Source organism: Streptomyces sp. NPDC007025, assembly GCF_042869455.1.
GTDB lineage: Bacteria > Actinomycetota > Actinomycetes > Streptomycetales > Streptomycetaceae > Streptomyces.
Window position 1 is genome coordinate 22396 of the sequence record NZ_JBIAFT010000006.1, and the last position, 25849, is coordinate 48244.

General features: G+C 71.5%; 27 protein-coding genes and 1 pseudogene. 20 read left to right on the forward strand and 8 right to left on the reverse strand.

Translation table 11 applies throughout. The features are described 5' to 3' along the window. Positions 1-9: 9 nt before the first annotated feature. The 14 genes from prmC (at position 10) to ACFYMO_RS13360 (ending at position 12368) form a co-directional block, all read left to right on the forward strand. On the forward strand, positions 10-855 hold the full coding sequence (prmC, locus tag ACFYMO_RS13295; RefSeq protein ID WP_075001956.1) for a peptide chain release factor N(5)-glutamine methyltransferase: 846 nt from the start codon (positions 10-12) through the stop codon (positions 853-855). After that, positions 855-1502 carry an L-threonylcarbamoyladenylate synthase gene (locus ACFYMO_RS13300; protein ID WP_019354614.1) on the forward strand — a complete coding sequence of 216 codons (648 nt, stop codon included), beginning with the start codon at positions 855-857 and terminating at the stop codon, positions 1500-1502. Before prmC ends, ACFYMO_RS13300 begins: the two co-directional genes overlap by 1 nt. Next, entirely contained in the window at positions 1502-2164 is a 663-nt protein-coding gene (locus ACFYMO_RS13305) for a low molecular weight phosphatase family protein (RefSeq protein WP_019354615.1), read from the forward strand. The genes ACFYMO_RS13300 and ACFYMO_RS13305 overlap by 1 nt, the downstream gene beginning before the upstream one ends. Before the next feature lie 142 nt (positions 2165-2306). Beyond that, positions 2307-3650, forward strand: coding sequence for an MraY family glycosyltransferase (locus tag ACFYMO_RS13310; protein WP_366772926.1), 1344 nt, complete (start codon positions 2307-2309; stop codon positions 3648-3650). 268 nt (positions 3651-3918) lie between these two features. Beyond that, the gene (locus ACFYMO_RS13315; RefSeq protein ID WP_019354617.1) at positions 3919-4344 is read left to right on the forward strand and encodes a hypothetical protein; all 426 of its coding nucleotides are present in this window, start codon (positions 3919-3921) and stop codon (positions 4342-4344) included. 212 nt (positions 4345-4556) lie between these two features. Further along, entirely contained in the window at positions 4557-5384 is an 828-nt protein-coding gene (gene atpB / locus ACFYMO_RS13320) for a F0F1 ATP synthase subunit A (RefSeq protein WP_019354618.1), read from the forward strand. Positions 5385-5462: 78 nt separating this feature from the next. Further along, complete coding sequence (atpE, locus tag ACFYMO_RS13325; RefSeq protein ID WP_019354619.1) at positions 5463-5705, forward strand: ATP synthase F0 subunit C; 243 nt, start codon at positions 5463-5465, stop codon at positions 5703-5705. 55 nt (positions 5706-5760) lie between these two features. After that, entirely contained in the window at positions 5761-6300 is a 540-nt protein-coding gene (locus ACFYMO_RS13330; protein ID WP_388546573.1) for a F0F1 ATP synthase subunit B, read from the forward strand. Then, the gene (locus tag ACFYMO_RS13335; protein ID WP_366772925.1) at positions 6297-7112 is read left to right on the forward strand and encodes a F0F1 ATP synthase subunit delta; all 816 of its coding nucleotides are present in this window, start codon (positions 6297-6299) and stop codon (positions 7110-7112) included. Before ACFYMO_RS13330 ends, ACFYMO_RS13335 begins: the two co-directional genes overlap by 4 nt. A gap of 143 nt (positions 7113-7255) precedes the next feature. Further along, on the forward strand, positions 7256-8827 hold the full coding sequence (atpA, locus tag ACFYMO_RS13340; protein WP_360294271.1) for a F0F1 ATP synthase subunit alpha: 1572 nt from the start codon (positions 7256-7258) through the stop codon (positions 8825-8827). Between the two features lie 2 nt (positions 8828-8829). Next, a complete protein-coding gene (locus tag ACFYMO_RS13345; RefSeq protein ID WP_388546239.1) occupies positions 8830-9768 on the forward strand; it encodes a F0F1 ATP synthase subunit gamma in 939 nt (312 codons plus the stop codon). A gap of 2 nt (positions 9769-9770) precedes the next feature. After that, a complete protein-coding gene (gene atpD / locus ACFYMO_RS13350; protein WP_366772923.1) occupies positions 9771-11213 on the forward strand; it encodes a F0F1 ATP synthase subunit beta in 1443 nt (480 codons plus the stop codon). Positions 11214-11376: 163 nt separating this feature from the next. Next, positions 11377-11760: a F0F1 ATP synthase subunit epsilon gene (locus tag ACFYMO_RS13355; protein WP_276477795.1), complete on the forward strand. Its 384-nt coding sequence runs from the start codon at positions 11377-11379 to the stop codon at positions 11758-11760. A gap of 149 nt (positions 11761-11909) precedes the next feature. Then, positions 11910-12368 carry a DUF2550 domain-containing protein gene (locus tag ACFYMO_RS13360; RefSeq protein WP_366772922.1) on the forward strand — a complete coding sequence of 153 codons (459 nt, stop codon included), beginning with the start codon at positions 11910-11912 and terminating at the stop codon, positions 12366-12368. Positions 12369-12445: 77 nt separating this feature from the next. On the opposite strand, the gene ACFYMO_RS13365 is transcribed toward ACFYMO_RS13360, so the two are convergent. Both ACFYMO_RS13365 and ACFYMO_RS13370 read right to left on the reverse strand, forming a co-directional pair. Beyond that, positions 12446-13132, reverse strand: coding sequence for a response regulator transcription factor (locus ACFYMO_RS13365; protein ID WP_366772921.1), 687 nt, complete (start codon positions 13130-13132; stop codon positions 12446-12448). Then, a complete protein-coding gene (locus tag ACFYMO_RS13370; protein ID WP_388546243.1) occupies positions 13122-14480 on the reverse strand; it encodes a sensor histidine kinase in 1359 nt (452 codons plus the stop codon). The genes ACFYMO_RS13365 and ACFYMO_RS13370 overlap by 11 nt, the downstream gene beginning before the upstream one ends. A gap of 453 nt (positions 14481-14933) precedes the next feature. Between ACFYMO_RS13370 and ACFYMO_RS13375 the strand changes: the two are divergent. Beyond that, positions 14934-15464 (forward strand): annotated as a pseudogene (locus ACFYMO_RS13375) (hypothetical protein); the annotation flags it as partial. Positions 15465-15768: 304 nt separating this feature from the next. Here ACFYMO_RS13375 and ACFYMO_RS13380 read toward each other — a convergent pair. The 5 genes from ACFYMO_RS13380 to ACFYMO_RS13400 form a co-directional block, all read right to left on the reverse strand. Next, a complete protein-coding gene (locus ACFYMO_RS13380) occupies positions 15769-16584 on the reverse strand; it encodes a hypothetical protein (protein WP_366772919.1) in 816 nt (271 codons plus the stop codon). 41 nt (positions 16585-16625) lie between these two features. Next, positions 16626-17267, reverse strand: a complete 642-nt coding sequence (locus ACFYMO_RS13385) for an HAD family phosphatase (protein ID WP_366772918.1) — start codon at positions 17265-17267, stop codon at positions 16626-16628. Beyond that, entirely contained in the window at positions 17264-17836 is a 573-nt protein-coding gene (locus tag ACFYMO_RS13390; RefSeq protein WP_366772917.1) for a cob(I)yrinic acid a,c-diamide adenosyltransferase, read from the reverse strand. Before ACFYMO_RS13390 ends, ACFYMO_RS13385 begins: the two co-directional genes overlap by 4 nt. 63 nt (positions 17837-17899) lie before the next feature. Beyond that, on the reverse strand, positions 17900-18655 hold the full coding sequence (locus ACFYMO_RS13395) for an ABC transporter permease (protein WP_366772916.1): 756 nt from the start codon (positions 18653-18655) through the stop codon (positions 17900-17902). A gap of 40 nt (positions 18656-18695) precedes the next feature. Beyond that, a complete protein-coding gene (locus ACFYMO_RS13400; protein ID WP_388546248.1) occupies positions 18696-19478 on the reverse strand; it encodes an ABC transporter ATP-binding protein in 783 nt (260 codons plus the stop codon). 139 nt (positions 19479-19617) lie between these two features. Between ACFYMO_RS13400 and ACFYMO_RS13405 the strand changes: the two genes are divergently transcribed. The 4 genes from ACFYMO_RS13405 to ACFYMO_RS13420 all read left to right on the forward strand — a co-directional run bounded on the left by ACFYMO_RS13405 (position 19618) and on the right by ACFYMO_RS13420 (position 24393). Next, positions 19618-20271: a TetR family transcriptional regulator gene (locus ACFYMO_RS13405; RefSeq protein ID WP_366772914.1), complete on the forward strand. Its 654-nt coding sequence runs from the start codon at positions 19618-19620 to the stop codon at positions 20269-20271. 189 nt (positions 20272-20460) lie between these two features. Further along, on the forward strand, positions 20461-21309 hold the full coding sequence (locus ACFYMO_RS13410) for a 3-hydroxyacyl-CoA dehydrogenase family protein (protein WP_366772913.1): 849 nt from the start codon (positions 20461-20463) through the stop codon (positions 21307-21309). Positions 21310-21587: 278 nt separating this feature from the next. Next, a complete protein-coding gene (locus ACFYMO_RS13415; protein ID WP_366772912.1) occupies positions 21588-21947 on the forward strand; it encodes an STAS domain-containing protein in 360 nt (119 codons plus the stop codon). Between the two features lie 109 nt (positions 21948-22056). Continuing rightward, entirely contained in the window at positions 22057-24393 is a 2337-nt protein-coding gene (locus tag ACFYMO_RS13420; protein ID WP_366772911.1) for an ATP-binding protein, read from the forward strand. 156 nt (positions 24394-24549) lie between these two features. Here ACFYMO_RS13420 and nucS read toward each other — a convergent pair whose 3' ends face one another. After that, positions 24550-25212 carry an endonuclease NucS gene (gene nucS, locus ACFYMO_RS13425; RefSeq protein WP_019354639.1) on the reverse strand — a complete coding sequence of 221 codons (663 nt, stop codon included), beginning with the start codon at positions 25210-25212 and terminating at the stop codon, positions 24550-24552. Between the two features lie 219 nt (positions 25213-25431). On the opposite strand from nucS, the gene ACFYMO_RS13430 reads away from it, so the two are divergent. Then, on the forward strand, positions 25432-25824 hold the full coding sequence (locus tag ACFYMO_RS13430; protein ID WP_019354640.1) for an SCO5389 family protein: 393 nt from the start codon (positions 25432-25434) through the stop codon (positions 25822-25824). Positions 25825-25849: the final 25 nt, after the last annotated feature.

The following is a 25849-nucleotide window of genomic DNA, read 5'->3' on the forward strand; positions in this document are numbered from 1 at the left end:
GGGGACGGAGTGAACGTGCTGCTCGCCGAGGTGGCCCAGGCCACCCAGAGGCTTGCCGACGCGGGTGTGCCCTCACCGCGCTTCGACGCGGAGGAGCTGGCCGCCTTCGTGCACGGCGTGGGGCGGGGCGAACTGCACCGTGTCGCCGACGCCGACTTCGACGCGCGCTACTGGGAGGCGGTGGCCCGCCGCGAGGCCCGCGAACCGCTCCAGCACATCACGGGGCGGGCCTTCTTCCGCTACCTGGAGCTGTATGTGGGAGCCGGCGTCTTCGTGCCCCGGCCCGAGACCGAGTCCGTGGTCGGCTGGGCGATAGACGCGGTACGGGCGATGGACGTGGCCGAGCCGCTGATCGTGGACCTGTGCACCGGCTCCGGGGCCATCGCGCTGGCGCTCGCGCAGGAAGTGCCCCGCTCCCGGGTGCACGCCGTGGAGCTGGACGAGTCGGCGCTGGTGTGGGCGCGCAAGAACGTCGAGGGCTCGCGGGTGACCCTGCACCAGGGCGATGCGCGGACCGCGCTGGGCGAGCTGGACGGCCAGGTCGACCTGGTGATCTCCAACCCGCCCTACATCCCGCTCACCGAGTGGGAGTATGTGGCGCCGGAGGCCCGCGACCACGACCCCCAGGTCGCACTGTTCTCCGGCGAGGACGGCCTGGATGTCATCCGCGGCCTGGAGCGCACCGCCCACCGGCTGCTGCGCCCCGGCGGGGTCGTGGTCGTCGAGCACGCCGACACCCAGGGCGGACAGGTGCCCTGGATCTTCACCGAGGACCGCGGCTGGGCTGACGCCGCGGACCACCCCGACCTCAACAACCGGCCCCGTTTTGCCACTGCACGCAGGGAGGTGCCGTAATGGCACGGCGATACGACTGCTCCGACGCGACCGACCGGGCGACCGGCCTCCGCGAGGCCGCCTCGGCCGTCAGGCGCGGAGAACTCGTCGTGCTGCCGACCGACACCGTCTACGGAGTCGGTGCGGACGCGTTCAGCGCGGACGCGGTGGGCGATCTGCTGGAGGCCAAGGGGCGCGGCCGCGGCATGCCCTCGCCGGTCCTGGTGGGCTCGCCGAACACGCTGCACGGCCTGGTCACGGACTTCTCCGAGGCGGCCTGGGAACTGGTCGACGCCTTCTGGCCCGGCGCGCTCACCCTGGTGGCCCGGCACCAGCCGTCGCTGACCTGGGACCTGGGGGAGACCCATGGCACGGTGGCGGTGCGGATGCCGCTGCACCCGGTCGCCATCGAGCTGCTGAACGAGTTCGGCCCGATGGCCGTCTCCTCGGCCAACCTCTCCGGGCACCCGGCGCCCAAGGACTGCGACGAGGCCCAGGAGATGCTGGGCGAGTCCGTCGCCGTCTACCTGGACGGCGGCCCCACCCAGGACAACGTGCCCTCGTCGATCGTGGATGTCACCGGCTCGGTGCCGGTGCTGCTGCGGGCAGGCGCCATCGACGCCGACGAGCTGCGCAAGGTCGTACCGGGCCTGGAGGTGGCCCCGTAGTGACCGCCCCACCCGGGCGTGGGCCGGCCGCGGCCGGCGGCATAAGCGGCGCCGACGGCGCGTTCCGTATCCTCCACGTCTCCACAGGCAACGTGTGCCGCTCGCCGATCACCGAGCGGCTCACCCGGCATGCCCTGGCCGATCGGCTCGGGGAGCGCCGCACGGGCGGCCTCGTGGTCGAGAGCGCGGGGACGTGGGGGCACGAGGGGGCGCCCATGGAGGAGAACGCGGTCGCCGTGCTGCTCGAACACGGCGCGGACGCCGAGGGGTTCACCGGGCGCGAGCTGCTGGACGAACACGTGATCCGGGCCGACCTGGTGCTGACGGCCACCCGCGACCACCGGGCGCAGGTGATCTCCATGGGCCACTCCGCGGGCCTGCGCACCTTCACGCTCAAGGAGTTCACCCGGCTGGTGCGGGCGATAGACCCCGCGACGCTGCCGGTCGCGGGCAGCCCCGAGGACGTGGTGGAGCGCGCCCGCGCGCTGGTGCAGGCGGCGGCCGCGCTGCGCGGCTGGCTGCTGGCCCCCAGCCCGGAGGCGGACGAGATCTACGACCCCTACGGCGCCCCCATCCCGTACTTCCGCAGCGTCGGCGAGGAGATCAGCGGCGCGCTGGATCCGGTGGTCACCGCCCTGACGGGGGTCCCGGCGCCTGCCTAGACCGTGCCCTCCCGGCCGCACCACCGCGGACCGCCGCACCAGAACCAGCGGTCGGCGGTGAGCGTGTCCTATGGTGTGGGCCTGAACAGCCCGGCCGACCGGGCCTGCGTCCGAACTGCGAGACCTCTGGGGAGCCTTTCCGGTGCGTGAATATCTGCTGACGCTGTGCGTCACGGCTGCGGTCACCTATCTGCTGACCGGGCCGGTGCGGAAGTTCGCCATCGCGGCGGGCGCGATGCCTCCGGTCCGCGCGCGCGACGTGCACCGGGAGCCGACTCCCCGGCTCGGCGGCATCGCTATGTTCGGCGGACTGTGCGCCGGGCTGTTGGTCGCTTCACAGCTCACCAACATCGGGAAGCTGTTCACTCTTTCCGATGAGCCCAGGGCGCTGCTCTCGGGTGCCGGGCTGATCTGGCTGATCGGCGTGCTGGACGACAAGTGGGGCGTCGACGCGCTGGTGAAGCTCGGCGGGCAGATGATCGCCGCCGGTGTGATGGTGCTCCAGGGACTGACGATCCTGTGGTTGCCGGTGCCGGGCGTGGGGAACGTCGCACTCACTCCCTTCCAGGGCACGCTGCTCACGGTGGCGCTGGTGGTGATCACCATCAACGCGGTGAACTTCGTGGACGGCCTGGACGGCCTCGCGTCGGGCATGGTCTGCATCGCGAGTGTGGCGTTCTTCATGTACGCCTACCGCATCTGGTACGGCTACGGCATCGAGGCGGCGGCCCCCGCCACGCTCTTCGCGGCCGTGCTGATGGGGATGTGCCTGGGCTTCCTGCCGCACAACATGCATCCGGCCCGCATCTTCATGGGCGACTCCGGTTCGATGCTGATCGGCCTGGTCCTGGCCGCGGGCGCGGTCTCCATCACCGGCCAGGTCGACCCGGACCTGATGGTCGAGCACACCGGTTCGGTCAAGTCCGCGGTGCACACGATGGTGCCGCTGTACATGCCGTTGCTGCTGCCGCTGAGCATCATCGCGATCCCGGTGGCCGACCTGGTGATGGCGATCGTGCGGCGCACCTGGAACGGCCGCTCGCCGTTCGCGGCCGACCGGGGGCATCTGCACCACCGGCTGCTGGAGGTCGGGCACTCGCACAGCCGTGCCGTGCTGATCATGTATTTCTGGGCCGCGTTGATCGCCTTCGGGGCCGTGGCCTTCTCGGTGCGCTCCTCCAGCCTCGCGATCGTGCTGACGATCGTGCTGCTGAGCGCCGTGGGCCTGGTGGTGCTGCTGATGCCGCGCTACACGCCTCGGGTGCCCGGCTGGGCGCAGCAGGTGCTGCCGCCCCGGTACCGGCGGGGCGGCCGGGAGGCGGCGGACGCCGAGGCGGCGCCGGAGCCGGCCGCGGAGGCCGCGGGGGAGCAGGCGGCGCCGCGGGAGGCGGAGCGTGAGCCCGCGATGGCCGGATTGCACGGGGCGACGGCCATCGGGGAGCGTCGGCAGTTCACCCGGGAGAAGAAGATCAACACCCCTGACTGAGCTGCTCGGTGAGCAGTGGAAGCCTCTGATACCAGACAAAGTGGCTGGCGTCAGCTGGAGATGCTCCCTGTCACACCTGCGTGTGACGGGGGGCACACCAAGTAGGTAAAGACCTCATCAAATAGTTTGTGATACCGTTCACGAAACCCGGTGGCCAGCCGAAGTTCCGCACTCTCGCGGGCTCTTCTGCGGGAGGTCCGTCCTCCGCGCCGGGCTACGCTCTTCCTCGACGATTCACGTCCCCCAGATTTCCCCCGGAGCACACCACATGCAGTCGAACGACGCACGCATGCTGCTGCACTGCGCCGTCCCGACCGCCGTGGCCGCTGTCGTGGCCGCAGTGATCAGCGGCGTCTTCGCCGGAAGCAAGGGAGCGATCGGCGGTGCCGCCGGAGCGCTGGTGGCGATCCTCTTCATGGGGATCGGCCTCTACGCCCTGCAGCGCACGGCCAGGTCCCTCCCGCACCTCTTTCAGGCGATGGGTCTGCTGCTCTACACGACGCAGATCCTGCTGCTGCTCGTGGTGCTTATCGCGTTCCGGGACACGACCCTCTTCGACACCAGGAGCTTCGCTCTCGCCCTTCTCGCCAGCACCATCGTGTGGGTGGTCGCGCAGACCCGGGCGCACATGAAGGCGAAGATCCTGTACGTCGAGCCCTCCTCCAGCTCCGGCGAGAAGGCCAGTGGCACGTAGGGGCGGGATAAGTGCTCGTTCGAGCAACTGCTATCGTCCGAGACCAACTGCGGCGCAGCAGGCGGGGACGGTCGAGGTTCCGCGTTCCGGGAGACGGAACGGGCGCTCTCGCTCTCCGGCCGGCCGCCGCCCCCCAATCCGCAAGACCAGTCCAGTGCCGCTCCGCGGTCGCACGCCGCGCCGACACACCGAGGTAGCCGTATACATGCGCCATGCAGAAGGAGCTCGCGGTGAGTGCTGACCAGATGCTCGCCTTCGAGACCGATTGCCACATCTTCTCCGGCTGCGGCTTCGAGGCGCCCGGAGTCCATTCGTTCATCTTCAAGCCGCTGTTCACCGTCGGTGGCATCGAGTTCAACAAGACCATGCTGCTGGCGCTGGTGGGCACGGTCGCGATCGTCTGGTTCTTCTGGGCAGCCTTCGCCAGGCCGAAGCTGGTGCCGGGCAAACTCCAGATGGTCGGCGAGGCCGGGTACGACTTCATCCGCCGCGGTGTCGTGTACGAAGGGCTCGGCAAGAAGGAAGGCGAGAAGTACGTTCCGCTGATCGTCTCGCTCTTCTTCTTCGTCTGGATCATGAACATGTGGGCGGTCATTCCGCTCGCACAGTTCCCCGTGACGTCGGTCATCTCCTACCCGGCAGCCCTGGCCCTGATCGTGTACGTGCTGTACATCAGCCTCACGTTCAAGCGCAACGGATTCGTCGGGGGCTGGAAGAACCTCTCGGGCTATGACAAGTCGCTCGGCGCGGTGCTGCCCCTGATCATGTTCCTGGAGCTCTTCCAGAACCTGCTGGTGCGTCCTTTCACGCACGCGGTGCGACTCTTCGCCAACATGTTCGCCGGGCACACCCTGCTGCTGCTGTTCACGCTCGCCACGTGGTACCTGCTGAACGGCTTCGGCATTCTCTACTCCGGCGTCTCCTTCATCATGACCGTGCTGATGGTGGCCTTCGAGCTGTTCATCCAGGCGGTTCAGGCGTACGTCTTCGTGCTGCTGGCCACCAACTACATTCAGGGCGCTCTCTCCGAGAGCCACTGACCGGCCGCCGCTCACCCGATTTCCCATCCACCGGTGGCCAACCCCCACCGGTCCGTGAACGAGAAGGAAGTAACGAGCATGTCCGCTCTCCAGAGCCTCGCCGCCGTCCAGATCCAGGGCAACCTCGCCGCGATCGGCTACGGCCTCGCCGCCATCGGCCCCGGCATCGGCGTCGGCATCGTCTTCGGCAACGGCACGCAGGCGCTCGCCCGGCAGCCCGAGGCCGCCGGCCTCATCCGCCAGAACCAGATCCTCGGCTTCGCCCTCTGTGAGGCGCTGGCGCTGATCGGTCTGGTCATGGGCTACGCCTACCCCAGCTGATCCGGCGACCCCGTCCCTTTCGACGAAAGGCACTGATGTGATCGCCTTCGTACAGATGGCGGCCGAGGAGGAGAACCCCCTCGTCCCGCCGATCCCCGAGTTCGTCATCGGGCTGCTCGCCTTCGCCATCGTCTTCTTCGCCCTGTGGAAGAAGCTCCTCCCGAGCATCAACAAGGTGCTGGAAGAGCGTCGTGACGCCATCGAGGGCGGCATCGAGAAGGCCGAGGCCGCGCAGCAGGAAGCCGCCGACGTACTCCAGCAGTACAAGGACCAGCTCGCCGAGGCCCGCCACGAGGCTGCCCGGCTGCGGTCCGAGGCCCAGGAGCAGGGCGCCACGCTCATCGCCGAGATGCGCGCGGAGGGCCAGCGGCAGCGTGAGGAGATCATCGCCGCCGGTCACGCCCAGGTCGAGGCCGACCGCAAGCAGGCCGCGCAGACGCTGCGCCAGGACGTGGGCAAGCTCGCCACCGACCTGGCCGGCAAGCTCGTCGGCGAGTCGCTCGACGACCACGCCCGGCAGAGCCGCGTGATCGACCGCTTCCTCGACGGGCTCGAAGACGCCGCCGAGGCAGACGCCAGCGGAGCCGCCCGATGAATGGTGCGAGCCGTGAGGCGCTTGCCGCCGCGCGCGAGAGCCTGACCGCGCTGACCGACTCCACCTCGGTCGACGCAGCGGCCCTCGCCGACGAGCTCGCCGCCGTCACCGCGCTGCTGGAGCGCGAGGTCTCGCTGCGCCGGGTCCTCACCGACCCGGCGCGGGACGGCGAGGCCAAGGCGTCGCTGGTGCAGCGGCTGCTCGCCGGCCAGGTCGGCGGCCCGGCCACCGACCTGGTCTCCGGCATGGTCCGCTCCCGCTGGTCCGCGCCGCGCGACCTGGCCGACGCCGTCGAGGAGCTGGCGGACCTCGCCGACCTGGTGTCGGCCGAGCGGGACGGGCAGCTGGACGATGTCGAGGACGAGCTGTTCCGCTTCGGCAGGACCGCTGCCTCCTCGCCGCAGCTGCGTGCGGCGCTCGCCAGCCGTACGGTCGGACCGGAGGCCAAGCGTGGCCTGCTGCGGGAGCTGCTGGCCGGCCGGGTCCGGCCGGCCACCGAGCGCCTGGTGACCCGGCTGGTCACTCAGCCGCGGGGACGTAGCCTGGACAATGGGCTGGAAGCCCTCTCCCGGCTGGCTGCCGAGCGGCGCAACCGTTCGGTCGCCGTCGTGACCTCCGCGGTTCCGCTGAGCGACGAGCAGAAGCGGCGCCTGAGCGCGGCACTGGCCACGCTCTACGGCCGTCAGGTGCATCTGAACCTGGACGTGGACCCCGAGGTCCTCGGCGGGATCACGGTGCGGGTGGGCGACGAGATCATCAACGGCTCGATCGCCGACCGGCTGGAAGCGGCCAAGCGGCGGATGGCGGGCTGAAGCAGTACCCCGGCGCGCGAGCGCCAACCAACTCAACAAGCACGAAAGCGGCCCGAGTTGGGCCGTACACAGGGAGTCGGGGGAAAGCGCCCCCCGGAGCCCGAAGGAACTTACGGGCCCAACAAGGAGAGCAGGGAACCCAGATGGCGGAGCTCACGATCCGGCCGGATGAGATCCGGGACGCGCTGGAGAACTTTGTCCAGTCGTACACGCCGGACGCGGCCTCGCGCGAAGAGGTCGGTACGGTCAGCGCTGCCAGTGATGGCATCGCGAAGGTCGAGGGGCTGCCCTCGGCCATGGCGAACGAGCTGCTGAAGTTCGAGGACGGCACCCTCGGCCTCGCCCTCAACCTCGAGGAGCGCGAGATCGGTGCGGTCGTCCTCGGTGAGTTCAGCGGCATCGAAGAGGGCCAGTCGGTGCAGCGGACCGGCGAGGTCCTGTCGGTCCCGGTCGGCGACGGCTACCTCGGCCGTGTCGTCGACCCGCTGGGTGCGCCGGTCGACGGCCTCGGGGAGATCGAGACCGAGGGCCGCCGCGCCCTGGAGCTCCAGGCCCCCACGGTCATGCAGCGCCAGGAAGTCAACGAGCCGATGGAGACGGGCTACAAGGCCGTCGACACCATGACGCCGGTCGGCCGCGGCCAGCGTCAGCTCGTCATCGGCGACCGCCAGACCGGCAAGACCGCGCTGTGCGTCGACACGATCATCAACCAGCGCGACAACTGGCGCTCGGGCGACCCGGACAAGCAGGTCCGCTGCATCTACGTCGCCGTCGGCCAGAAGGGCTCCACCATCGCGTCCGTGCGCGGCGCGCTGGAGGAGGCGGGCGCGCTGGAGTACACCACCATCGTGGCGGCCCCGGCGTCCGACCCGGCCGGCTTCAAGTACATCGCCCCGTACACCGGCTCGGCCATCGGCCAGCACTGGATGTACCAGGGCAAGCACGTCCTGGTCGTCTTCGACGACCTGTCCAAGCAGGCCGACGCCTACCGTGCCGTCTCGCTGCTGCTGCGCCGCCCGCCGGGCCGTGAGGCCTACCCGGGCGACGTCTTCTACCTGCACTCCCGGCTGCTGGAGCGCTGCGCCAAGCTCTCCGACGACATGGGCAAGGGCTCGATGACGGGGCTGCCGATCGTCGAGACCAAGGCGAACGACGTCTCGGCGTTCATCCCGACCAACGTCATCTCCATCACCGACGGCCAGTGCTTCCTGGAGTCCGACCTGTTCAACGCGGGCCAGCGCCCGGCGCTGAACGTCGGTATCTCCGTCTCCCGCGTCGGTGGCAAGGCCCAGCACAAGGCGATCCGGCAGATCACCGGCTCGCTCCGGGTGGACCTGGCCCAGTACCGCGAGCTGGAGGCGTTCGCCGCCTTCGGCTCCGACCTGGACGACGCCTCCAAGGGCGCGCTGGAGCGCGGCAAGCGGATGGTCGAGCTGCTCAAGCAGTCGCAGTACGCGCCGTTCTCCACCGAGGACCAGGTCGTCTCCGTCTGGTCCGGCACCAACGGCAAGATGGACGACGTGCCGGTCGAGGACATCCGGCGCTTCGAGCGCGAGCTGCTGGACTACATGCACCGCGAGGAGCAGCCCCTGCTGACCAGCATCCGCGAGGGCGCCAAGATGTCGGACGACACCATCCAGATGCTGGGTGACGCGGTCGACAAGTTCAAGACGCAGTTCGAGACCTCGGACGGCAAGCTGCTGGGCGAGGGCTGAGCATGGGTGCCCAGCTCAGGGTCTACAAGCGGCGGATCAAATCCGTCACTGCGACCAAGAAGATCACGCGTGCGATGGAGATGATCGCGGCCTCCCGCATCATCAAGGCGCAGCGCAAGGTGACGGCGTCGGAGCCGTACGCGAAGGAGCTGACCCACGCGGTCACCGCCGTCGCGCAGGGTTCCGACACCAAGCACGCCCTGCTGACCGAGGCCGAGCAGCCCAAGCGGGCCGCGGTCCTGCTCATCACGAGTGACCGCGGCCTGGCGGGCGGCTACAACTCCAACGCCATCAAGGCAGCCGAAGAGCTCAACGCACGGCTGGCCGCCGAGGGCAAGGAGATCGAGAGCTACATCGTCGGCTCCAAGGGCGTCGCCTACTACAGCTTCCGCGACCGGGCCGTCAAGGAGTCGTTCACCGGCTTCACCGACAACCCGAGCTACGCCGACGCGAAGGCCGTCGCCGCACCGCTGATCGAGGCGGTGCAGCGGGAGACCGCCGAGGGCGGCGTGGACGAGCTGCACATCGTCTACACCGAGTTCGTCTCGATGATGACGCAGACCGCGGTCGACGCCCGGATGCTGCCGCTCTCCTTCGCGGGGGGCGTCGAGTCCACCGACGAGGGCGAGGGCGCCGCCAAGGGCGGAACCGCGATCATGCCGCTCTACGACTTCGAACCGTCGGCCGAGGACGTCCTGGACGCGCTGCTGCCGCGGTACGTCGAGTCGCGGGTCTACAACGCCCTGCTGCAGGCGGCTGCCTCCAAGCACGCCGCCACGCGCCGGGCGATGAAGTCCGCGACCGACAATGCCGAAGATCTCATCAAGTCGCTGACACGGCTTGCCAACGCGGCCCGCCAGGCCGACATCACCCAGGAAATCAGCGAGATCGTCGGTGGGGCGAGCGCGCTGGCTGACGCTAACGCGGGGAGTGACCGCTAACCATGACCACCACAGTTGAGACGGCCGCTGCGACGGGCCGCGTAGCCCGGGTCATCGGCCCGGTCGTCGACGTGGAATTCCCCGTCGACGCCATGCCCGACATCTACAACGCCCTGACGGTCGACGTCCTCGACCCGTCCGAGGAGGGCAAGCGCAAGACGCTGACCCTCGAGGTCGCCCAGCACCTGGGTGAGGGCGTGGTCCGCGCCATCGCCATGGAGCCGACCGACGGCCTGGTCCGCCAGGCCCCGGTGACCAACACCGGCACCGGTCTGACCGTGCCGGTCGGCGACGTCACCAAGGGCCGGGTGTTCAACACCCTCGGCAAGATCCTGAACGAGCCGGAGGCCGAGTCGGAGGTCACCGAGCGGTGGGCGATCCACCGCCAGGCCCCCAGCTTCGACCAGCTCGAGTCCAAGACCGAGATGTTCGAGACCGGTCTGAAGGTCGTCGACCTGCTGACCCCGTACGTCAAGGGCGGCAAGATCGGTCTGTTCGGCGGCGCGGGCGTCGGCAAGACCGTCCTCATCCAGGAAATGATCATGCGTGTGGCCAAGCTGCACGAGGGCGTTTCCGTGTTCGCCGGCGTCGGCGAGCGCACCCGTGAGGGCAACGACCTCATCGAGGAGATGGCCGAGTCCGGCGTGCTCCCGCAGACCGCGCTGGTCTTCGGCCAGATGGACGAGCCCCCGGGGACCCGCCTGCGGGTCGCGCTGGCCGGTCTGACCATGGCGGAGTACTTCCGCGATGTGCAGAAGCAGGACGTGCTGTTCTTCATCGACAACATCTTCCGCTTCACCCAGGCCGGTTCCGAGGTCTCCACCCTGCTGGGCCGGATGCCCTCCGCGGTGGGCTACCAGCCGAACCTGGCGGACGAGATGGGTGTGCTCCAGGAGCGCATCACCTCGACCCGCGGCCACTCCATCACCTCGATGCAGGCGATCTACGTGCCCGCGGACGACCTCACCGACCCGGCTCCGGCGACGACCTTCGCGCACCTGGACGCCACCACGGTGCTCTCGCGTCCGATCTCGGAGAAGGGCATCTACCCGGCGGTGGACCCGCTGGACTCCACCTCCCGGATCCTGGACCCGCGCTTCGTCTCGCAGGACCACTACGACTGCGCCGAGCGCGTCAAGGGGATCCTGCAGAAGTACAAGGACCTGCAGGACATCATCTCCATCCTCGGCATCGACGAGCTGTCCGAGGAGGACAAGCTCACGGTGTCCCGCGCCCGCCGGATCGAGCGCTTCCTGTCGCAGAACACCCACGCGGCGAAGCAGTTCACCGGTCTCGACGGATCGGACGTCCCGCTGGACGAGTCGATCGCGGCCTTCAACGCGATCGCCGACGGTGAGTACGACCACTTCCCCGAGCAGGCGTTCTTCATGTGTGGTGGCCTGGAGGACCTCAAGGCCAAGGCGAAGGAGCTCGGCGTCTCCTGACGCCGGGCCCCGGCACCACGGCGCATCCAGGTGCCCCCGCGCGCGGTCGCGAGCGACCGGGTCCGGGATGTGCGCCGGTCGTGCTCCGCGGCGGGGGCGGGTGGAGTACCCGCCCCCGCGCCGCACCCCGTATCCTTTTCCCATCCCAGTCTGAGGAGCCACAGTGGCTGAGCTGCACGTCGAGTTGGTCGCGGCCGACCGCAAGGTCTGGTCCGGCGAGGCCAGCCTGGTCGTCGCGCGTACCTCCTCGGGTGATATCGGCGTCATGCCCGGCCACCAGCCGCTGCTCGGTGTGCTGGAGTCCGGCCCGGTCACCATCCGTACGACGGGCGAGAGCGGCAACGGCACCGTCGTCGCCGCGGTGCACGGCGGGTTCATCTCCTTCGCCGACAACCAGCTCTCGCTGCTCGCCGAGGTCGCCGAGCTGACCGACGAGATCGACGTCGAGCGGGCGGAGCGTGCGCTGGAGGACGCGAAGTCCCAGGCGGACGCCGACGCCGAGAAGCGCGCCGATGTCCGGCTGCGGTCGGTGACGGCCGCACGCTGACGTCAGTCGCGTCACATTCGGCGCACGACGACCCTCAGCCGCGGGCGGTCCCGGAATTTCCCGGGTCCGCCCGCGGCTGAAGCCATACCGCAGGGTTTGAGAGACTTGTCGCGCGGCAGGTCCCGAAGAGAGCGAGGAGGTCGGAGACGATGGCCCTTGCTCTGCTGCTGTGCGGCGTGGTCGTCCTGCTGGTGGTGGCGGGACTCCTCGCCTTCGGCGTACGCCGGCGGCTCATCCAGCGGTCCGGCGGAACGTTCGACTGCAATCTGCGCTGGGCGGTCTCCGAGGGAGAGGCCGACGATCCCAAAGGAAAAGGCTGGGCGTACGGGATCGCCCGCTACAACGGAGACCGGATCGAATGGTTCCGCATCTTCTCCTATGCCCCCAGGCCCCGCCGCCATCTGGTGCGCGGGGCCATCGACGTTCTGGAGCGGCGCTCCCCGCTGGGCGAGGAGGAGCAGGCGCTGCTCTCCGACGCGGTGGTGCTGGCCTGCGCCGTCGGCCCCGACCGGGTGCGGGTCGAGCTCGCCCTGAGCGAGGACGCGCTCACCGGCTTCCTCGCCTGGCTGGAGGCGGCACCTCCCGGCCAGCGGGTGAACGTGGCCTGACCCCGGTCGTACGGCCGCGCCGGGCGCACACGCCCCGGCCCCCGATCCGGGCCGGAGGTCCGCCGGGATCGCCGCGGCTACTCTGCCCCGACACCCCACTCCTGGGCGCGTACGGCGGCCTGGGTGCGGCTGCGCAGCTCCAGCTTGGCGAGCAGCCTGCTCACATGGGTCTTGACGGTGCCCTCCGCCATGGTGAGGCGGTCGGCGATCTCGGCGTTGGACAGGCCCCCGCCCAGGCAGCCGAGCACCTCCCGCTCCCGGCGGGTGAGTTCGGCCAGCCCGGGCGGCGGTGCGGCCGGTGCGCCGGAGGCGCGGGTGCTGCCCGGCGCCGCGGAGCCGGCGAACTCGGCGATCAGCCTCCGGGTCACGGCAGGTGCGATCATGCCCTCGCCGCGTGCGACCGTGCGCACCGCCGCCACCACCTCCGCCGCCTCGCTGTCCTTGAGCAGGAACCCGGCGGCGCCCGCGCGCAGCGCCCCGAAGACGTAGGAGTCCAGGTCGAAGGTGGTGAGCACCAGAACGTCGGCGAGCCGGTCGCCGGTGATCTGCCCGGTGGCCGTCACCCCGTCCAGGCGCGGCATCTGGATGTCCATCAGCACCACGTCCGGGGCCAGCTCCCGGGCCAGCCGGACGGCCTCCTCGCCGTCCCCCGCCTCACCGACGACATCGATTCCGGCGGCGTTGCGGAGGATGAGCACGAGCCCCGCGCGTACGGCCTGCTGATCCTCGGCGATCAGTACGCGGATGGTCCGTTCAGCGGTCACGCTCCGCCTCCCTCTGCTCGTGCTTCTCGGATGTCCTGTGCTTCCCGGGCCGGCGTGCGGCGCCGGAGCCGTCGACGCCGGAGCCGTCGGTGGCCGGTTCCGCCTCGTGCGGGGCGGGCAGCACCGCGTGCACCTGCCAGATCCGTTCCCCTCCCGCGCCGTCCTCGGGCCCCGCGGTCAGCTCGCCCGCCAACAGTTCGACCCGCTCCCGCATCCCGACCAGGCCCGCGCCCGCGCCGGGTGCGCGCGGGGCGCCGTCGTCCACCGGAGTGTCGCCCAGCGGACTGCGGACACGGATGCCGAGGGTGTCCGGGCGGGCCGCGTCCCGGTCGAGTGCCACGGTGACGGCGCCGGGGGCCGCGTGCTTCAGCGCGTTGGTGACGGCCTCCTGGACGACGCGGTAGGCGGCCAGCTCCACGGGGGCCGGAAGGCGCTCGCCGCGGGGCCGGTGGTCGGCCAGGGCGAAGGTGCGGCCGTCGCCCGCCATGGCCCGGGCCCGCCGCAGCAGCGCCTCCAGCCCCTCCAACGAGGGCGTCGCCGTCGGCTCCTCGGGACCGTCCGCGTTGCGCAGCAGCCCGATGAGGCGGCGCATCTCGGCAAGGCCCTGCACGCTGTTCTCCCGGATGACGCCCAGTGCGTCCCGGGTGGCGCCGCCGGCGCCCGCCTCCGGGAAGGAGAGCGCCGCCGTGGAGTGGATGGCGATGGCCGAGAGGTGGTTGGCGACGACGTCGTGCAGTTCCCGGGCCATCCGGGCGCGTTCGGCGCCGACCGCCTGCTTGCGGTCCAGCTCCGCCAGCAGTGCGGTCTGCTCCGCCCGCAGCCGCTCGGCGGCCGCCTTGTCGCGGTGGTTGCGGATCATCTCGCCCGAGGTGGTGGGCACCACGAGGATCCCGACGCAGGCCGCTCCGACCAGCAGCATCTCCGCGTCCCGGAACACGATCAGCAATCCGGCCGAGACCAGCACGCTGACCACGACCGAGGTCCGCAGCACCAGGCGGGAGAGCCGGGCCGAGCCATAGAGCACCGCGGCGTAGAGGACATCGGTGAACAGCACCATGGTCGCCAGCAGCGACCCCACCGTCAGGTCGGCGACCTCGGCGACCGTGCCCAGCAGCAGCGGGTACGGCTGCCCGAACCGCCGGGACAGCGTGGCCAGGCACATCGCGGCGAGCGGCAGCAGGACCAGCCAGCGCGGGCCGGTCTGCCACAGCGGTCGGCTGTTCAGCTCGAACGCCCACAGCAACAGCCCCCCGGCGGCACCGGCGGCCGCGACCAGCACGTCGTCCCGGTGCGGGCGGGGGACGCGCGGGGTACGAGCGGCCCGGGGTATGGCTGCGGCGGCGATCACGACTCCAACAGGTCACGGCCCTCCGGGAGGGAGAGCGTCCCTTCCGCAGGGCGAGCATCCCTCCCACCGAGGGGAGAGCACCCTTCCGGGTGTCCGTCCGGCGCGACGGTGCGGCTGCCGGGCTCGCGGTTCCGGACCCCGGCCGGTGGGACCCTTCCGGACTTCCCGGTGGGACTCTTCCGGATTCCGTCCCCCTGCGGGCTCAGCCTATCCGGGTCCGCTCCGGCGGCCCTCGTCCGCCGGAGTGAACAACCGGAGGCCGGGGACTGCATCGAAAGATGCAGTCCTGGGCGCCCCGAATCGTCGTGCGCGACGACGCCGCGGGCGGCTACCGGCGCCACAGTGGTGAGGCGTGTCCGGACCGTCCCCCGCCGTGTACCGGGGGACCGGCGGCCGGTCGCGCCGCCGTCGCATTCCCCTCGCCCAAGGTCCGTGTCGAGAAAGGCTCCGCCTGTGATCGTGACTCTGATCGTCATCTGCGAGGTGGCCTTCTGGGTGCTGCTCGCCCTGGGCCTCGCCCTGCGCTATCTCGCGAAGCTGCCCCGTGCCGGTGCCGCCGTGCTGCTGTGCGAACCGCTGCTGGAGGTCGTGCTGCTGCTCGTCACCGCGGTCGACCTGCGCAACGGTGCGGAGCCGGACTGGAAGCACGGGCTGGCCGCCGTGTACATCGGGTTCACCGCCACCCACGGCCACTACATGGTCAGGTGGGCGGACGGCCACGCGGCGCACCTGCTCGGCAAGGGGCGGCGCCCGGCCAAGCCGCCCCGCCATGGCATGGCGCACACCGTGCACGAGTGGAAGATGTGCGGGCGTGCCATCGGCGGCGCCGCCATCGCCGCCGTCCTGTTGCAGGCTGCGATCTGGTATGTCGACGACGCGTCGCAGGCGGCGCCGCTGCGCGAGTGGCAGAGCCGGATGGGTGTGGTGGCCGGCATCAGCCTGCTGATCGCGGTCAGCTACACGATCTGGCCCAGGCGGCCGAAGCGTGCGGACGGACACGAGCACGGATACGGGCAGTGGGCCGAGCGGTTGGAGTGCTCCGGGCCGCCCCGGCCGGCGCGCGGGCCAGGTCACGCGGAGTCCGGGTCCGAGCCCCGGCCCGCGCAGTCCGATGCCGGGCCCGGACGCACGGAGCGGGAGTCCGAAGCGAGGCCCTCGTCGGCCGCCCATCGGCATCCCGAGGGGCGGGCGGACCCGTCGGCCGCGCGGGTCCGGGAGTAACCGCCGACCGCGGGTCTTCGCCGCTCGGAGGCTCACCCGTGCCGCGGCGCAGGGCGCCGCGAGCGCGTCAGGCGTCGGGGTCGCGGCCGGGGACGTCCTTGGAGTCGGGCTTCTCCAGGGCCTTCAGGGTGGCGCGGGTGTCGGTCTTCAGCCACTCGGTGACCGTGTCGGCGGACGGCGGGTCGGTGTCCTCGTCGATGCCGCCGCCGAACCAGCTCCAGCGCATCTCGTAGGTCATCCACCCCGCGCGCACGGTCAGCTTGAGGCTGCCCAGGCTGCTGCCCCGCTCTTCCTTGATCAGGTACGCCTCGTCGCCGAAGCCGTCCACGGAGGAGACCTCGTACTTGTACGTACGGGACTTCTGGTCCTCCCACACTTGCTGCTCGGAGGCGAACTCCCCGGTGGGATCGGACTTCTTGTGCCACTCCACGGTGGTGCTCACGTACGTGGTGGGCGGCGTGCTGGACGTCTCGCCCTTCTTGGTCATCGTGCGGCTGCACTGGCTGATGTCGTACCCCTTCTGGCGGGAGGAGTAGCCGTCGGGGTAGTCCGAGGAGGTGTCCTTGAGTTCGTAGTCCTCCTTGAACGAGGCGAGTTCCGCGGTCTCGCACATGTCGTGGTGGAAGCGGTAGCCGCGGAAGTCGGCGGTGTCCTTCTCCAGCGCCCCGGTCGCCATCAGCGTCGCCGCCCAGGTGACCGAGGCGACCACCACCCCGCCCAGCGCCCACAGCCAGCGTGGCCCGCCGCCGCGTCCCTGCCCCGTCGGGGGCTGCCCGGGCGGACCGGGCGGCTGCGCGTACGGGTTGAACTGGTACGCGGGTGTCCCGATGGATGTGGGCTGCTGTGAGAACGGCTGCTGCGGCTGTGCCCCCGGTATGGCCATGCACGCACAGTACCCGGTTCCCCTCGGCGGCAGACCGCTGGCTACAGGTCTGTGACCTGCGGAAGCCGGGCGGTGAACGCCTCCAGGACGGCGAGGCTGCCGTCGGTGCCGGTGTGCAGATGACCGGCCATCCCCAGCGCCCGGGCGGCCTCGACGTTCTCCGCGACGTCGTCGACGAACAGCGCGTCCTCGGCGGCGGCGCCGAGCAGGTCCAGGGTGTGGGTGTAGATGCGCGGATCGGGTTTGGCGACGCCCACCTCGCAGGAGAGCACGACCGCGTCGGCGACCGGCAGGTGCGGGGCGAGGTTCACGCGGGCGTCCGGCCAGGCGTTGCTGACGAACGCCGTACGCGCGCGGCCCCGCAGCGCGGCCACCGCGCCCAGCAGTGCCGTGTCCCACGCCGGGTCGCCGGCCAGATCGTGGCGCAGTTCGGCCACGGCTGCCGCGTCCAGGCCGAGCCGCTCGCGGACGACGGACCACCACGCGGCGCCGCTCATCCGCCCCACGAGCACCTCGGTGTCGTTGCCCGCGTAGACGGCCGTGACGATGTCCCGCTCGGAGCGGCCCAGCCGCGCCGCCCACTTCTCGGCGGCGGCCGGCAACTTGTCGGCCACCAGCACCCCGCCCAGATCCATCAGCAGTGCGGGCCGTCCCCGCGCGGGCCGGGCGCCGGGTGCGTTCACCGCTCGCCGCCCGGCACCCACAGCACGTCGCCGACCGGCTTGTTGGCCGTCCGGGCCAGGATGAACAGCAGGTCGGACAGCCGGTTGAGGTAGGTCGCCGGAAGCGGGTTCATCGTCTCGCCGTGCTCCTCCATGGCCGCCCAGGTGGAGCGCTCCGCCCGCCGTACGACGGTGCACGCCTGGTGCAGCAGCGCCGCGCCCGGGGTGCCGCCCGGAAGGATGAACGAGCGGAGTTTCTCCAGCTCCTCCAGGAAGCGGTCGCAGTCGGCTTCCAGCTTGTCGATGTAGGTCTGCTCGACTCGCAGCGGTGGGAACTCGGGGTCGTCCACGACGGGCGTGGACAGGTCGGCGCCGACGTCGAACAGGTCGTTCTGCACCCGCAGCAGGACGCTGCGGACCGGCTCGTCCAGTCCGCCCATGGCCAGCGCGACGCCGATCGCGGCGTTCGCCTCGTTGGCGTCGGCGTACGCCGCGATCCGGGTGTCGGTCTTGGCGGTGCGGCTCATGTCGCCGAGCGCCGTCGTGCCCTTGTCGCCGGTCCGGGTGTAGATCCGCGTGAGGTTAACCATGCAGCGAGCGTAGCCCGCACCCGCCGCCGGGGAAGGGCGCCGCCGGGGGAGTCCGGGGAGTCCCTAGGCGCCCGCTCTGCGGAACACCCGGGTGCCCAGCGCCAGCGCGGCGGCGGCCAGTGCCACGGCCACCGCCGTGCCGAGGGCCAGGGTGCCGTCCGCGTAGTCCCCGGTGTAGGCGTCGCGCACGGCCTCGACGACGTACCGGAACGGTACGCAGCGCGAGACCGCGTCCAGCCAGCCCGGCGCCAGCGTCATCGGCAGCAGGACACCGGAGAGCAGCATCGCGGGCATGTTCAGGGAGTTGATCACCGGTGCGAACTCCTGCGGGGTGCTGACCCGCATCGCCAGCGCGTAGGACAGTGCGGCGAGGGCCGCGGCGAGCAGGCCGACCAGGGCGAAGCCGAGCAGGATCCCGGTCAGCGGCGCGCGCAGTCCCATCGCGACGCCGGCCAGGACGAGCAGGGCCGATTGCACAGACAGCTGGAGGACGTCGCGCACGAGTCGGCCCAGCAGCAGCGCGAGCCTGCTCACCGGGGTGACCCGCATCCTCTCGACCACGCCGTGGTGCTTCTCCATCAGGAGGGTGAATCCGGCGAAGGCCGAGGAGAAGAGGCTGAGCTGGACGAGGAGTCCCGGCACCAGGGTCTGCCAGGAGTCGCCGTCCCCGCCGATGCTCAGGTCCTCCAGCAGGGGGCCGAAGAACAGCAGGAAGAGCAGGGGTTGGAGGAGGCCGAAGAGCAGTCCGAGCTTCGATGCGGCCGTCTGCCGGAGGCAGCGGCCGGCGATGATCCGGGTGTCGGTCAGCAGGTGGTGCACAGCGGGGTGGTCCGTTCTCTGCGGAGGCGGTCGGGGAGCGTCAGACGGCGACGGGGGCCTGTTCCTCGCGCGGCACGGGCCGCCCGGTGACGGCGAGGAAGGCGTCCTGCAGCCCGGCCTCGGCCGAGCCGCCGTAGGTGCGCCGCAGCTCCGCGGAGCTGCCCTGGGCCGCGATCCGCCCCTCGGCCACGATCACCAGCCGGTCGGCGAGTGCGTCGGCCTCGTCCAGGTAGTGCGTGGTCAGGAAGACGGTGACGCCGCGTTCGTCGCGCAGCCGCCGCACCAGCCGCCACACCTCGGCGCGGCTGCCGGGGTCGAGTCCGGTCGTGGGTTCGTCGAGGAAGATCAGCTCCGGGTCGTGGGTGAGGGCCATGGCGATGTCGAGCCGGCGCCGCTGCCCGCCGGAGAGCGCGCCGCAGGGGCGGTCGAGCAGACCGGTCAGGTCGAGGTCCGCCGCCAGCTCCCGGGTGCGGCGGTCGGCTGCGCTGCCGGCCAGCCGGTAGAGCCTGGCCTGGGTGGTCAGTTCCTCGCGGACGCGCACGGCGGGGTCGGTGCCGCCGGACTGTGCCACGTATCCGATGCGCCGCCGTACCCCGCGGGGATCCGTCCGCAGGTCGTGCCCGGCGACGGTCGCCGTGCCGGAGCTGGGCGGCAGCAGCGTGGTGAGCATCCGGAGCGTGGTGGTCTTGCCCGCTCCGTTGGGGCCGAGGAAGCCGAGGATCTCGCCCTGCTCGACGGTGAGGTCGATGCCGCGGACGGCTTCGACGGTGCGGGGCGTGCGGGGCGTGCGGAATGGGCGGGACGTGCGGGGTGCACGAGACATGGCGGACTTGATACGGAACATCCGGGTCAGCCCGGAAGTCCGGATGGCTGCTGGCATGGCACCCAGAAAAACAGAGTGACTTAAAATTTGCAATCCCTCCAAAATTTCACCGCCACCATGCCCGGCCTACGATGGAGCCATGACCAGCACCGCACCTCAGGAGGGCCGCAGGGAACGGAAGAAGCGCGAGACCCGGCTGCGGATCTCCGACATCGCCACGGGACTCTTCCTCGACCGCGGCTTCGACGCCGTGACCATCGCCGAGATCGCGGAGGCCGCGGACGTCTCGGTGAACACGGTCTACAACTACTTCCCGACCAAGGAGGACCTCTTCTTCGACCGCGCCGAGGAGGTGATCGACCGCCCCTCCCGGTTCGTGCGCGAGCGGCTGCCGGGCCAGTCGGCTGCGGACGCGGTGCTGGGCAGGCTGCGCGCCGAGATCGAGGACCGCAGCGTCTACGCCGGGGTGATGGAGGGCTATGACGCCTTCATGCGCTGCATCCACGGGGCGCCCTCCCTGCTGGCCCGGATGATGCTCATGCAGTACCGGACGGCCGAGCGGCTCACCGAGACCCTCGCCGAGGAGACCGGCGACGACCCCGAGGACCCCATGCCCCAGTTGGTCGCGGGCGAGCTCGTCCACATCTCCAACCAGCTCTTCCGGGGCGCGACCCGGGCGATCGCCGCCGGGATGTCACCCGAACGGGCGGCGCTCGCCGCCCTCGGGAAGCTCGACACCTACGAGGGGCTCGTCTCCGAGCGCTTCCTCAAGTACGCGGTGCGGCCCGGCTGATGGGACCGGCGGCGGGCTGCGGCGCGCGGGGTGTGACGTCCGCCATGTGAGACGTGATACGTGTCTCTTCGTCTCCCACGCCCCGCCGGGAGACGCTAATGTCCGCCCAACGAACGGTCATTCACAAGGCGCCGGGCACGCCGCCGCAGCGGGCGTGCGGGCCGGCGCGACGAAGTGAGGGTGAAGAACGTGGCGAAGAAGCTCGCCGTCATCGGAGCCGGACTCATGGGTTCCGGAATCGCACAGGTCTCCGCTCAGGCGGGCTGGGACGTGACGCTCCGCGATGTGACGGACGAGGCGCTCGCCCGCGGCAGGGACGGGATCGAGGCGTCGTACGACAAGTTCGTCTCCAAAGGCCGGCTCGACGCGGCGGACGCGGAGGCCGCCCTCGGCCGCATCACCACCACCACGGACCTGGAGGCGGTGTCCGAGGCGGATGTCGTCGTCGAGGCCGTCTTCGAGCGGATCGAGGTCAAGCGAGAGATCTTCGCGGCCGTCGACAAGCTCGCTCGCGACGAGGCCGTCCTCGCCTCCAACACCTCCGCCATCCCGATCACCAAGATCGCGGCGGCCACCGCCCGGCCGGAGCGGGTCGTGGGCACGCACTTCTTCTCGCCCGTGCCCATGATGGCGCTGTGCGAGCTGGTCCGCGGCCTCAAGACGAGCGACGAAACCCTGGCCACCGCACGGGAGTTCGCCGAGTCGGTCGGCAAGACCTGCGTCGTCGTCAACCGGGATGTCGCAGGCTTCGTCACCACCCGCCTGATCTCGGCGCTCGTGGTGGAGGCCGCGAAGCTCTACGAGTCCGGCGTCGCCTCGGCCGAGGACATCGACACCGCCTGCCGGCTCGGCTTCGGCCACGCCATGGGCCCGCTGGCGACCGCCGACCTGACCGGCGTGGACATCCTTCTGCACGCCACGGAGAACATCCACACCGAGTCCCAGGACGGCAAGTTCGCCCCGCCCGAGCTGATGCGCCGCATGGTCGACGCCGGGGACCTGGGCCGCAAGGCCGGGCAGGGCTTCTACCAGCACTGACCCCGGGGCCGGTGCGGTGCGGGGCGGCGCCGATCCGCCCCTCGGCCGTACCGGCACCCCGCCGCGCGCGGCCCGGCCTGGAGCGGCGCGCACGGCCGCGCCGGAGCGGGGAGGCCGGGCCGGACGGCGGCCGGATCGTCGCCCGGGGCACCCGTGGGGGTGAAACTCGGTATCGGTCCGGAAACGGACGGCAACTCCGCCGCTGTGGCACCAGTCATCCGCAGTGGGACTGCACCAGCATGAGGAACCACGCCACGGACACCACGCCGGGAGCACATATGCATATCAGGGGCGACCACGCCGAGCTGGTCGTCGGAGGTCGTCTCGACGTCCGCAGCGCGGCGGACGCCCGTACGGTCCTGCACGCAGCCGTCGACTCGGGCGACGGCGACCTCGTGCTGGACCTCGCCGAGCTCGACTCGTGGGACGCCACGGGGCTCGGGGTCATCATGGGCGCACACCGCCGCGCGGGACGCTGCGGCCGCAGACTCGTCCTGCGCAAGGTGCCCCCGCAGATGCGGCGCCTGCTGGTGGCCACCCGGCTGCACCGGATCCTGGCCATCGAGACCGCCGCGCCGGGCGCCTCCCCGGCCGTCGGATCCCGCCCCGGGCAGCCCGGTATCCTGGCGAAGCCATGACAGCCGGGCCGGTACCGCCCTCACGCGCCGTCGCTTCCTGGACAATGGGGGCCGTGCGCCGGACCGGCCCCTCCCGGTCGGCCGATCGCGCCACCTGCTCTTGGGAGACATGACGATGGAACGGCACGGCAGCGACCGTCCCGCACACGGCGACGAGCAACCGTCCACCAGCGGTGGGACCAGCGGCGAACAGGTCCGGGCCGTCCGGCTCGTCGCCGACCGGTACCTCGTGACGGTCAACCCGGTCGACGGCAGCGAGGTGGAACCCCGCCCGCCCGGCACCGAGCACGAGGCCCCCCGCAAGCGCGCCCTCCGGGACCGTCCGGTCCAGGAGGCCACCGTCGCCGCTGCGCTGCCCCCTGGCAGCCTCCTGGAGCGCGACGAGGAGCGCGAGAGGCTCTCCCGGCTGCTCTCCCGCGGCCGCTCGGTCCGGCTCACCGGACCCGCCGGATCCGGGCGCACCGTCCTCCTCGACGCCGTCGCCGAGGACGTCGACACCCTGGCCCCCGACGGAGTGGTCCGGCTCAACGGGTACCGTCGCACCCCCAGCGATCTGCTGTACGACCTGTTCGCCGCGGTCCACAGCGCCCCCCAGCACCGCCCGGGGAAGGCCGAGCTGGACAGCGCGCTGGGCCGGATCGGCGCCGTCGTGCTCGTCGACGACCTGGAGTTCGGCGGCGCGGCGCTCGACGAGATGCTGCGGGCCACCCCCGAATGCGCCTTCCTGTTCACCGCCACGCCCGAGGTACCCGCGCCCGCTCCCGGCTCCGGCCTCGAAGAGGTGTTCCTGCCCGGACTCAGCCGCACCGCCTGCCTGGAGCTGCTGGAGCGGGCCGTGCACCGCCAGGCCACCGACGGTGAGGCCGACTGGGCCGCCGACCTGTGGTTCGGCTCCGAGGGGCTGCCGCTCCGCTTCGTCCAGGCCGGCGCGCTGCTGCGGCTGCAGGGCAGCGAGAGCGTCGTCGCCGATCTGCCGGACGACGTGGCACTCGCCCCCCTGCTGGCCGCGGCCCTCTCCGAGCCGGGCCGCGAGACGCTGCGGCTCGCCCTCGCGCTCGGCGGAGAGCTGCCGCACGCCGAACACCTGCCGGCCCTGGTCGGCGATCCACAGGCCGCGGACTGCCAGGACGAACTGCTGGCCGCCGGACTGCTCAGCCCGGCGGGCGACCACTTCAAGCTCGCCGCGGGCTGCGCCGCCGAGCTGACCGAGGCCGGACACGCCGAGACGGCCACCCCCTACGCCCTCACCGCCGCTCAGCACTACAGCTGGTGGGCCGGGCAGACCACCGTCAACGCGGACCGCGTCGCGCTGGAGGCCGACCCGCTGCTCGCCGCCGTGCGCGGCGCACAGCGCACGGGCAGCGCCAGCGCCGCCGTACTGCTCGCCCGCACCGCGGCGCCGGTGCTGGCCGCGGCGATGCGCTGGAGCGCCTGGGAGCGGGTGCTGCGCGCCGGCCAGGAGGCGGCACGGGCCTCCGGGGAGGTCGCCGAGGAAGCCTATTTCCACCACGAGCTGGGCGTGCTGGCCCTGGCCGCGGGCAACGCCGAGCGGGCCCGCTCCGAACTGGAGACGGCGCTGGGGCTGCGCGGCACGCTGGCCGAGCAGCGGGGGACGGTCGCGGGCCGCAGGGCCCTCGCACTGGTCACCGACCAGCTCTCCGCCCCGGCCGGTGCGCCGGCGCCGGGCACAGCGCGGGCCGCCGCGGACGCCACCACCACTCCGGTGCTCTCGACCGCCGCCGCCCAGCAGCAGCCGGGCGCGACACTCGTCTCCCCCTCGGACGGCGCGCAGGACGCGGCACCCCCGGTCGGCGGCACCGCCTCCGCGAGCGGCCGGCACGGCACCGCGCGCGGCTGGCGCGCCTTCACGAGCAGCAAGCGGAACCTGGCGGCGGCCGGTGCCGGCGCCCTGCTGGCGGCCGTGCTCGGCACCGTCGTCACTCTGGGCACCGTCTCCGACGAGAGCCCGCCGGACTCCGTGCAGCCGGACTCGGCGACCTCGCAGGACGACGAGGACAACGCCCCCGGCGACGCTGCGCCCGGAGACGGCGGCCGGAGCGGGCAGCCGGACCAGCGGCCCGTCGCGGGCCGGCCCTCGCCGGGCACGGACAGTCCTGCCTCCTCGCGGGAGGCCGGGAAACCGGGGGAGGAGCCCAGCTCCTCCAAGAGCTCCTCCGAAGCTCCCGACGACCCCGGCAGCCCGCACGAGCCGCCGTCCTCGCCGGACGATCCGCCGTCCTCGCACCGGCCCCCGTCCTCCTCGCCGGAGGACCCGCCCACTTCCGAGGACCCCTCGCCCACCCCCAGCGACGACCCGACCTCCGAGGACCCGCCGAAGACGCCCTCCGGCGGCGCGGACAACACCACCACCCAGACCGGTGGCGAACCGGAGCGGTCGCCCAGCGGCAGTGCGGATGCGAGCGCGCCCGAGCCCTCGGCGTCCTGACGCGCCGTACGGGCGCCCCGCACGGGCCGCCCGGCGGGTACCGCTCGCGCCCCGGGTGCGGGTGCCGGAAACCGGCTGCGGGCGCGTCGCCGGGCTCACCGGCCGCCCTCGACGGCCGGTGAGCCCCCCGAGGCCGGTGAGCGCCGCGGTGTGGGCTCAGAACAGCCGGAGTTTGTCGTCCTCGATGCCGCGCAGACCGTCGTAGTCGAGGGTGACGCAGGAGATGCCGCGGTCCGCGGCCAGCACCCTGGCCTGGGGCTTGATCTCCTGTGCTGCGAAGACGCCCTTGACGGGGGCGAGGTGGGGATCGCGGTTGAGCAGCTCCAGATAACGGGTGAGCTGTTCCACGCCGTCGATCTCCCCGCGGCGCTTGATCTCCACGGCGACCGTCGTCCCGTCGCTGTCGCGGCCCAGGATGTCGACGGGGCCGATCGCGGTGGGGAACTCACGGCGGATCAGGGACCAGCCCTCGCCCAGCGTCTCCATGCGGTCGGCGAGGAGCTCCTGGAGGTGCGCTTCCACGCCATCCTTGATCAGCCCCGGATCGGTGCCCAGTTCGTGGGAGGAGTCGTGCAGTATCTCCTCCATCGTGATGATCAGTTTCTCGCCCGCCTTGTTCTCCACCGTCCAGCGCTGGTCGTCCCCCTCTTTCAGGGTGCACGGGGGAGACATCCAGTTGAGGGGCTTGTACGCCCGGTCGTCGGCATGGACGGACACCGAGCCGTCCGCCTTGACCAGGATCAGCCTGGGTGCGGCGGGCAGATGCGCGGTGAGCCTGCCGGCGTAGTCGACCGAGCAGCGGGCGATGACGAGACGCATGGTCGGTCACGCTACTCGACCGCCGCCACCGCGCGCGATTCGCCCCCGGATGAGGTGTTCGGCAGTGGCGCGAGTATTCCCATTCTCGTGCTGCCCTCACGTCCGGAGCCGTACGGTAAGGCTGGACGTCGCCGTGCGAGGTTGCGCGACTACACGGTGATGTCCTTTCACCCCCAAGAGACCTCGGCCCCAGGGCCCGGGTCGCGAGAGGAGAACCCCATGTCGCTCGACGTCCCACCTGCGCTTCTGGACCAGGCAGAGCGTGGCGAGGTGGATGAGGCGGCGTTCGTCGACTGCGTCCGCACTTCCCTCCCGTACGCGTGGGAGATGGTCAGTTCGCTCGTCGCGCAGTTGAAGGTGGACGGCGGGGAGTTCGCCGACAACCAGACGCCACCCCCGGACGAGCAGCACCGTGGCCAGCTGCTCCGCGCGCTGGCCAGCGACGCGATCCGCGGTGCCCTGGAGCGGCACTTCGGGGTGCGGCTCGCCTTCCAGAACTGCCACCGGGTGGCGGTCTTCCCGTTGGACACGTCGGCTGACGACCGGCTCGCCCGCTTCACCTCCATACGCGGGCAGCTCCTCAACCAGTCGCCGGAGCTGCGCGACTGCTGAGCGGCCCGCGGGGCCGCTGGGCGTC

Bases quoted from the DNA above. Each gene is read 5' to 3' on its own strand.
- ACFYMO_RS13300 (WP_019354614.1), top strand. From the start codon at position 855: ATGGCACGGCGATACGACTGCTCCGACGCGACCGACCGGGCGACCGGC.
- ACFYMO_RS13315 (WP_019354617.1), top strand. From the start codon at position 3,919: ATGCAGTCGAACGACGCACGCATGCTGCTGCACTGCGCCGTCCCGACC.
- atpB (WP_019354618.1), top strand. From the start codon at position 4,557: ATGCAGAAGGAGCTCGCGGTGAGTGCTGACCAGATGCTCGCCTTCGAG.
- atpE (WP_019354619.1), top strand. From the start codon at position 5,463: ATGTCCGCTCTCCAGAGCCTCGCCGCCGTCCAGATCCAGGGCAACCTC.
- ACFYMO_RS13330 (WP_388546573.1), top strand. From the start codon at position 5,761: ATGGCGGCCGAGGAGGAGAACCCCCTCGTCCCGCCGATCCCCGAGTTC.
- ACFYMO_RS13335 (WP_366772925.1), top strand. From the start codon at position 6,297: ATGAATGGTGCGAGCCGTGAGGCGCTTGCCGCCGCGCGCGAGAGCCTG.
- atpA (WP_360294271.1), top strand. From the start codon at position 7,256: ATGGCGGAGCTCACGATCCGGCCGGATGAGATCCGGGACGCGCTGGAG.
- ACFYMO_RS13345 (WP_388546239.1), top strand. From the start codon at position 8,830: ATGGGTGCCCAGCTCAGGGTCTACAAGCGGCGGATCAAATCCGTCACT.
- atpD (WP_366772923.1), top strand. From the start codon at position 9,771: ATGACCACCACAGTTGAGACGGCCGCTGCGACGGGCCGCGTAGCCCGG.
- ACFYMO_RS13360 (WP_366772922.1), top strand. From the start codon at position 11,910: ATGGCCCTTGCTCTGCTGCTGTGCGGCGTGGTCGTCCTGCTGGTGGTG.
- ACFYMO_RS13380 (WP_366772919.1), bottom strand. From the start codon at position 16,584: ATGGCCATACCGGGGGCACAGCCGCAGCAGCCGTTCTCACAGCAGCCC.
- ACFYMO_RS13390 (WP_366772917.1), bottom strand. From the start codon at position 17,836: ATGGTTAACCTCACGCGGATCTACACCCGGACCGGCGACAAGGGCACG.
- ACFYMO_RS13400 (WP_388546248.1), bottom strand. From the start codon at position 19,478: ATGTCTCGTGCACCCCGCACGTCCCGCCCATTCCGCACGCCCCGCACG.
- ACFYMO_RS13405 (WP_366772914.1), top strand. From the start codon at position 19,618: ATGACCAGCACCGCACCTCAGGAGGGCCGCAGGGAACGGAAGAAGCGC.
- ACFYMO_RS13415 (WP_366772912.1), top strand. From the start codon at position 21,588: ATGCATATCAGGGGCGACCACGCCGAGCTGGTCGTCGGAGGTCGTCTC.
- ACFYMO_RS13420 (WP_366772911.1), top strand. From the start codon at position 22,057: ATGACGATGGAACGGCACGGCAGCGACCGTCCCGCACACGGCGACGAG.
- nucS (WP_019354639.1), bottom strand. From the start codon at position 25,212: ATGCGTCTCGTCATCGCCCGCTGCTCGGTCGACTACGCCGGCAGGCTC.
- ACFYMO_RS13430 (WP_019354640.1), top strand. From the start codon at position 25,432: ATGTCGCTCGACGTCCCACCTGCGCTTCTGGACCAGGCAGAGCGTGGC.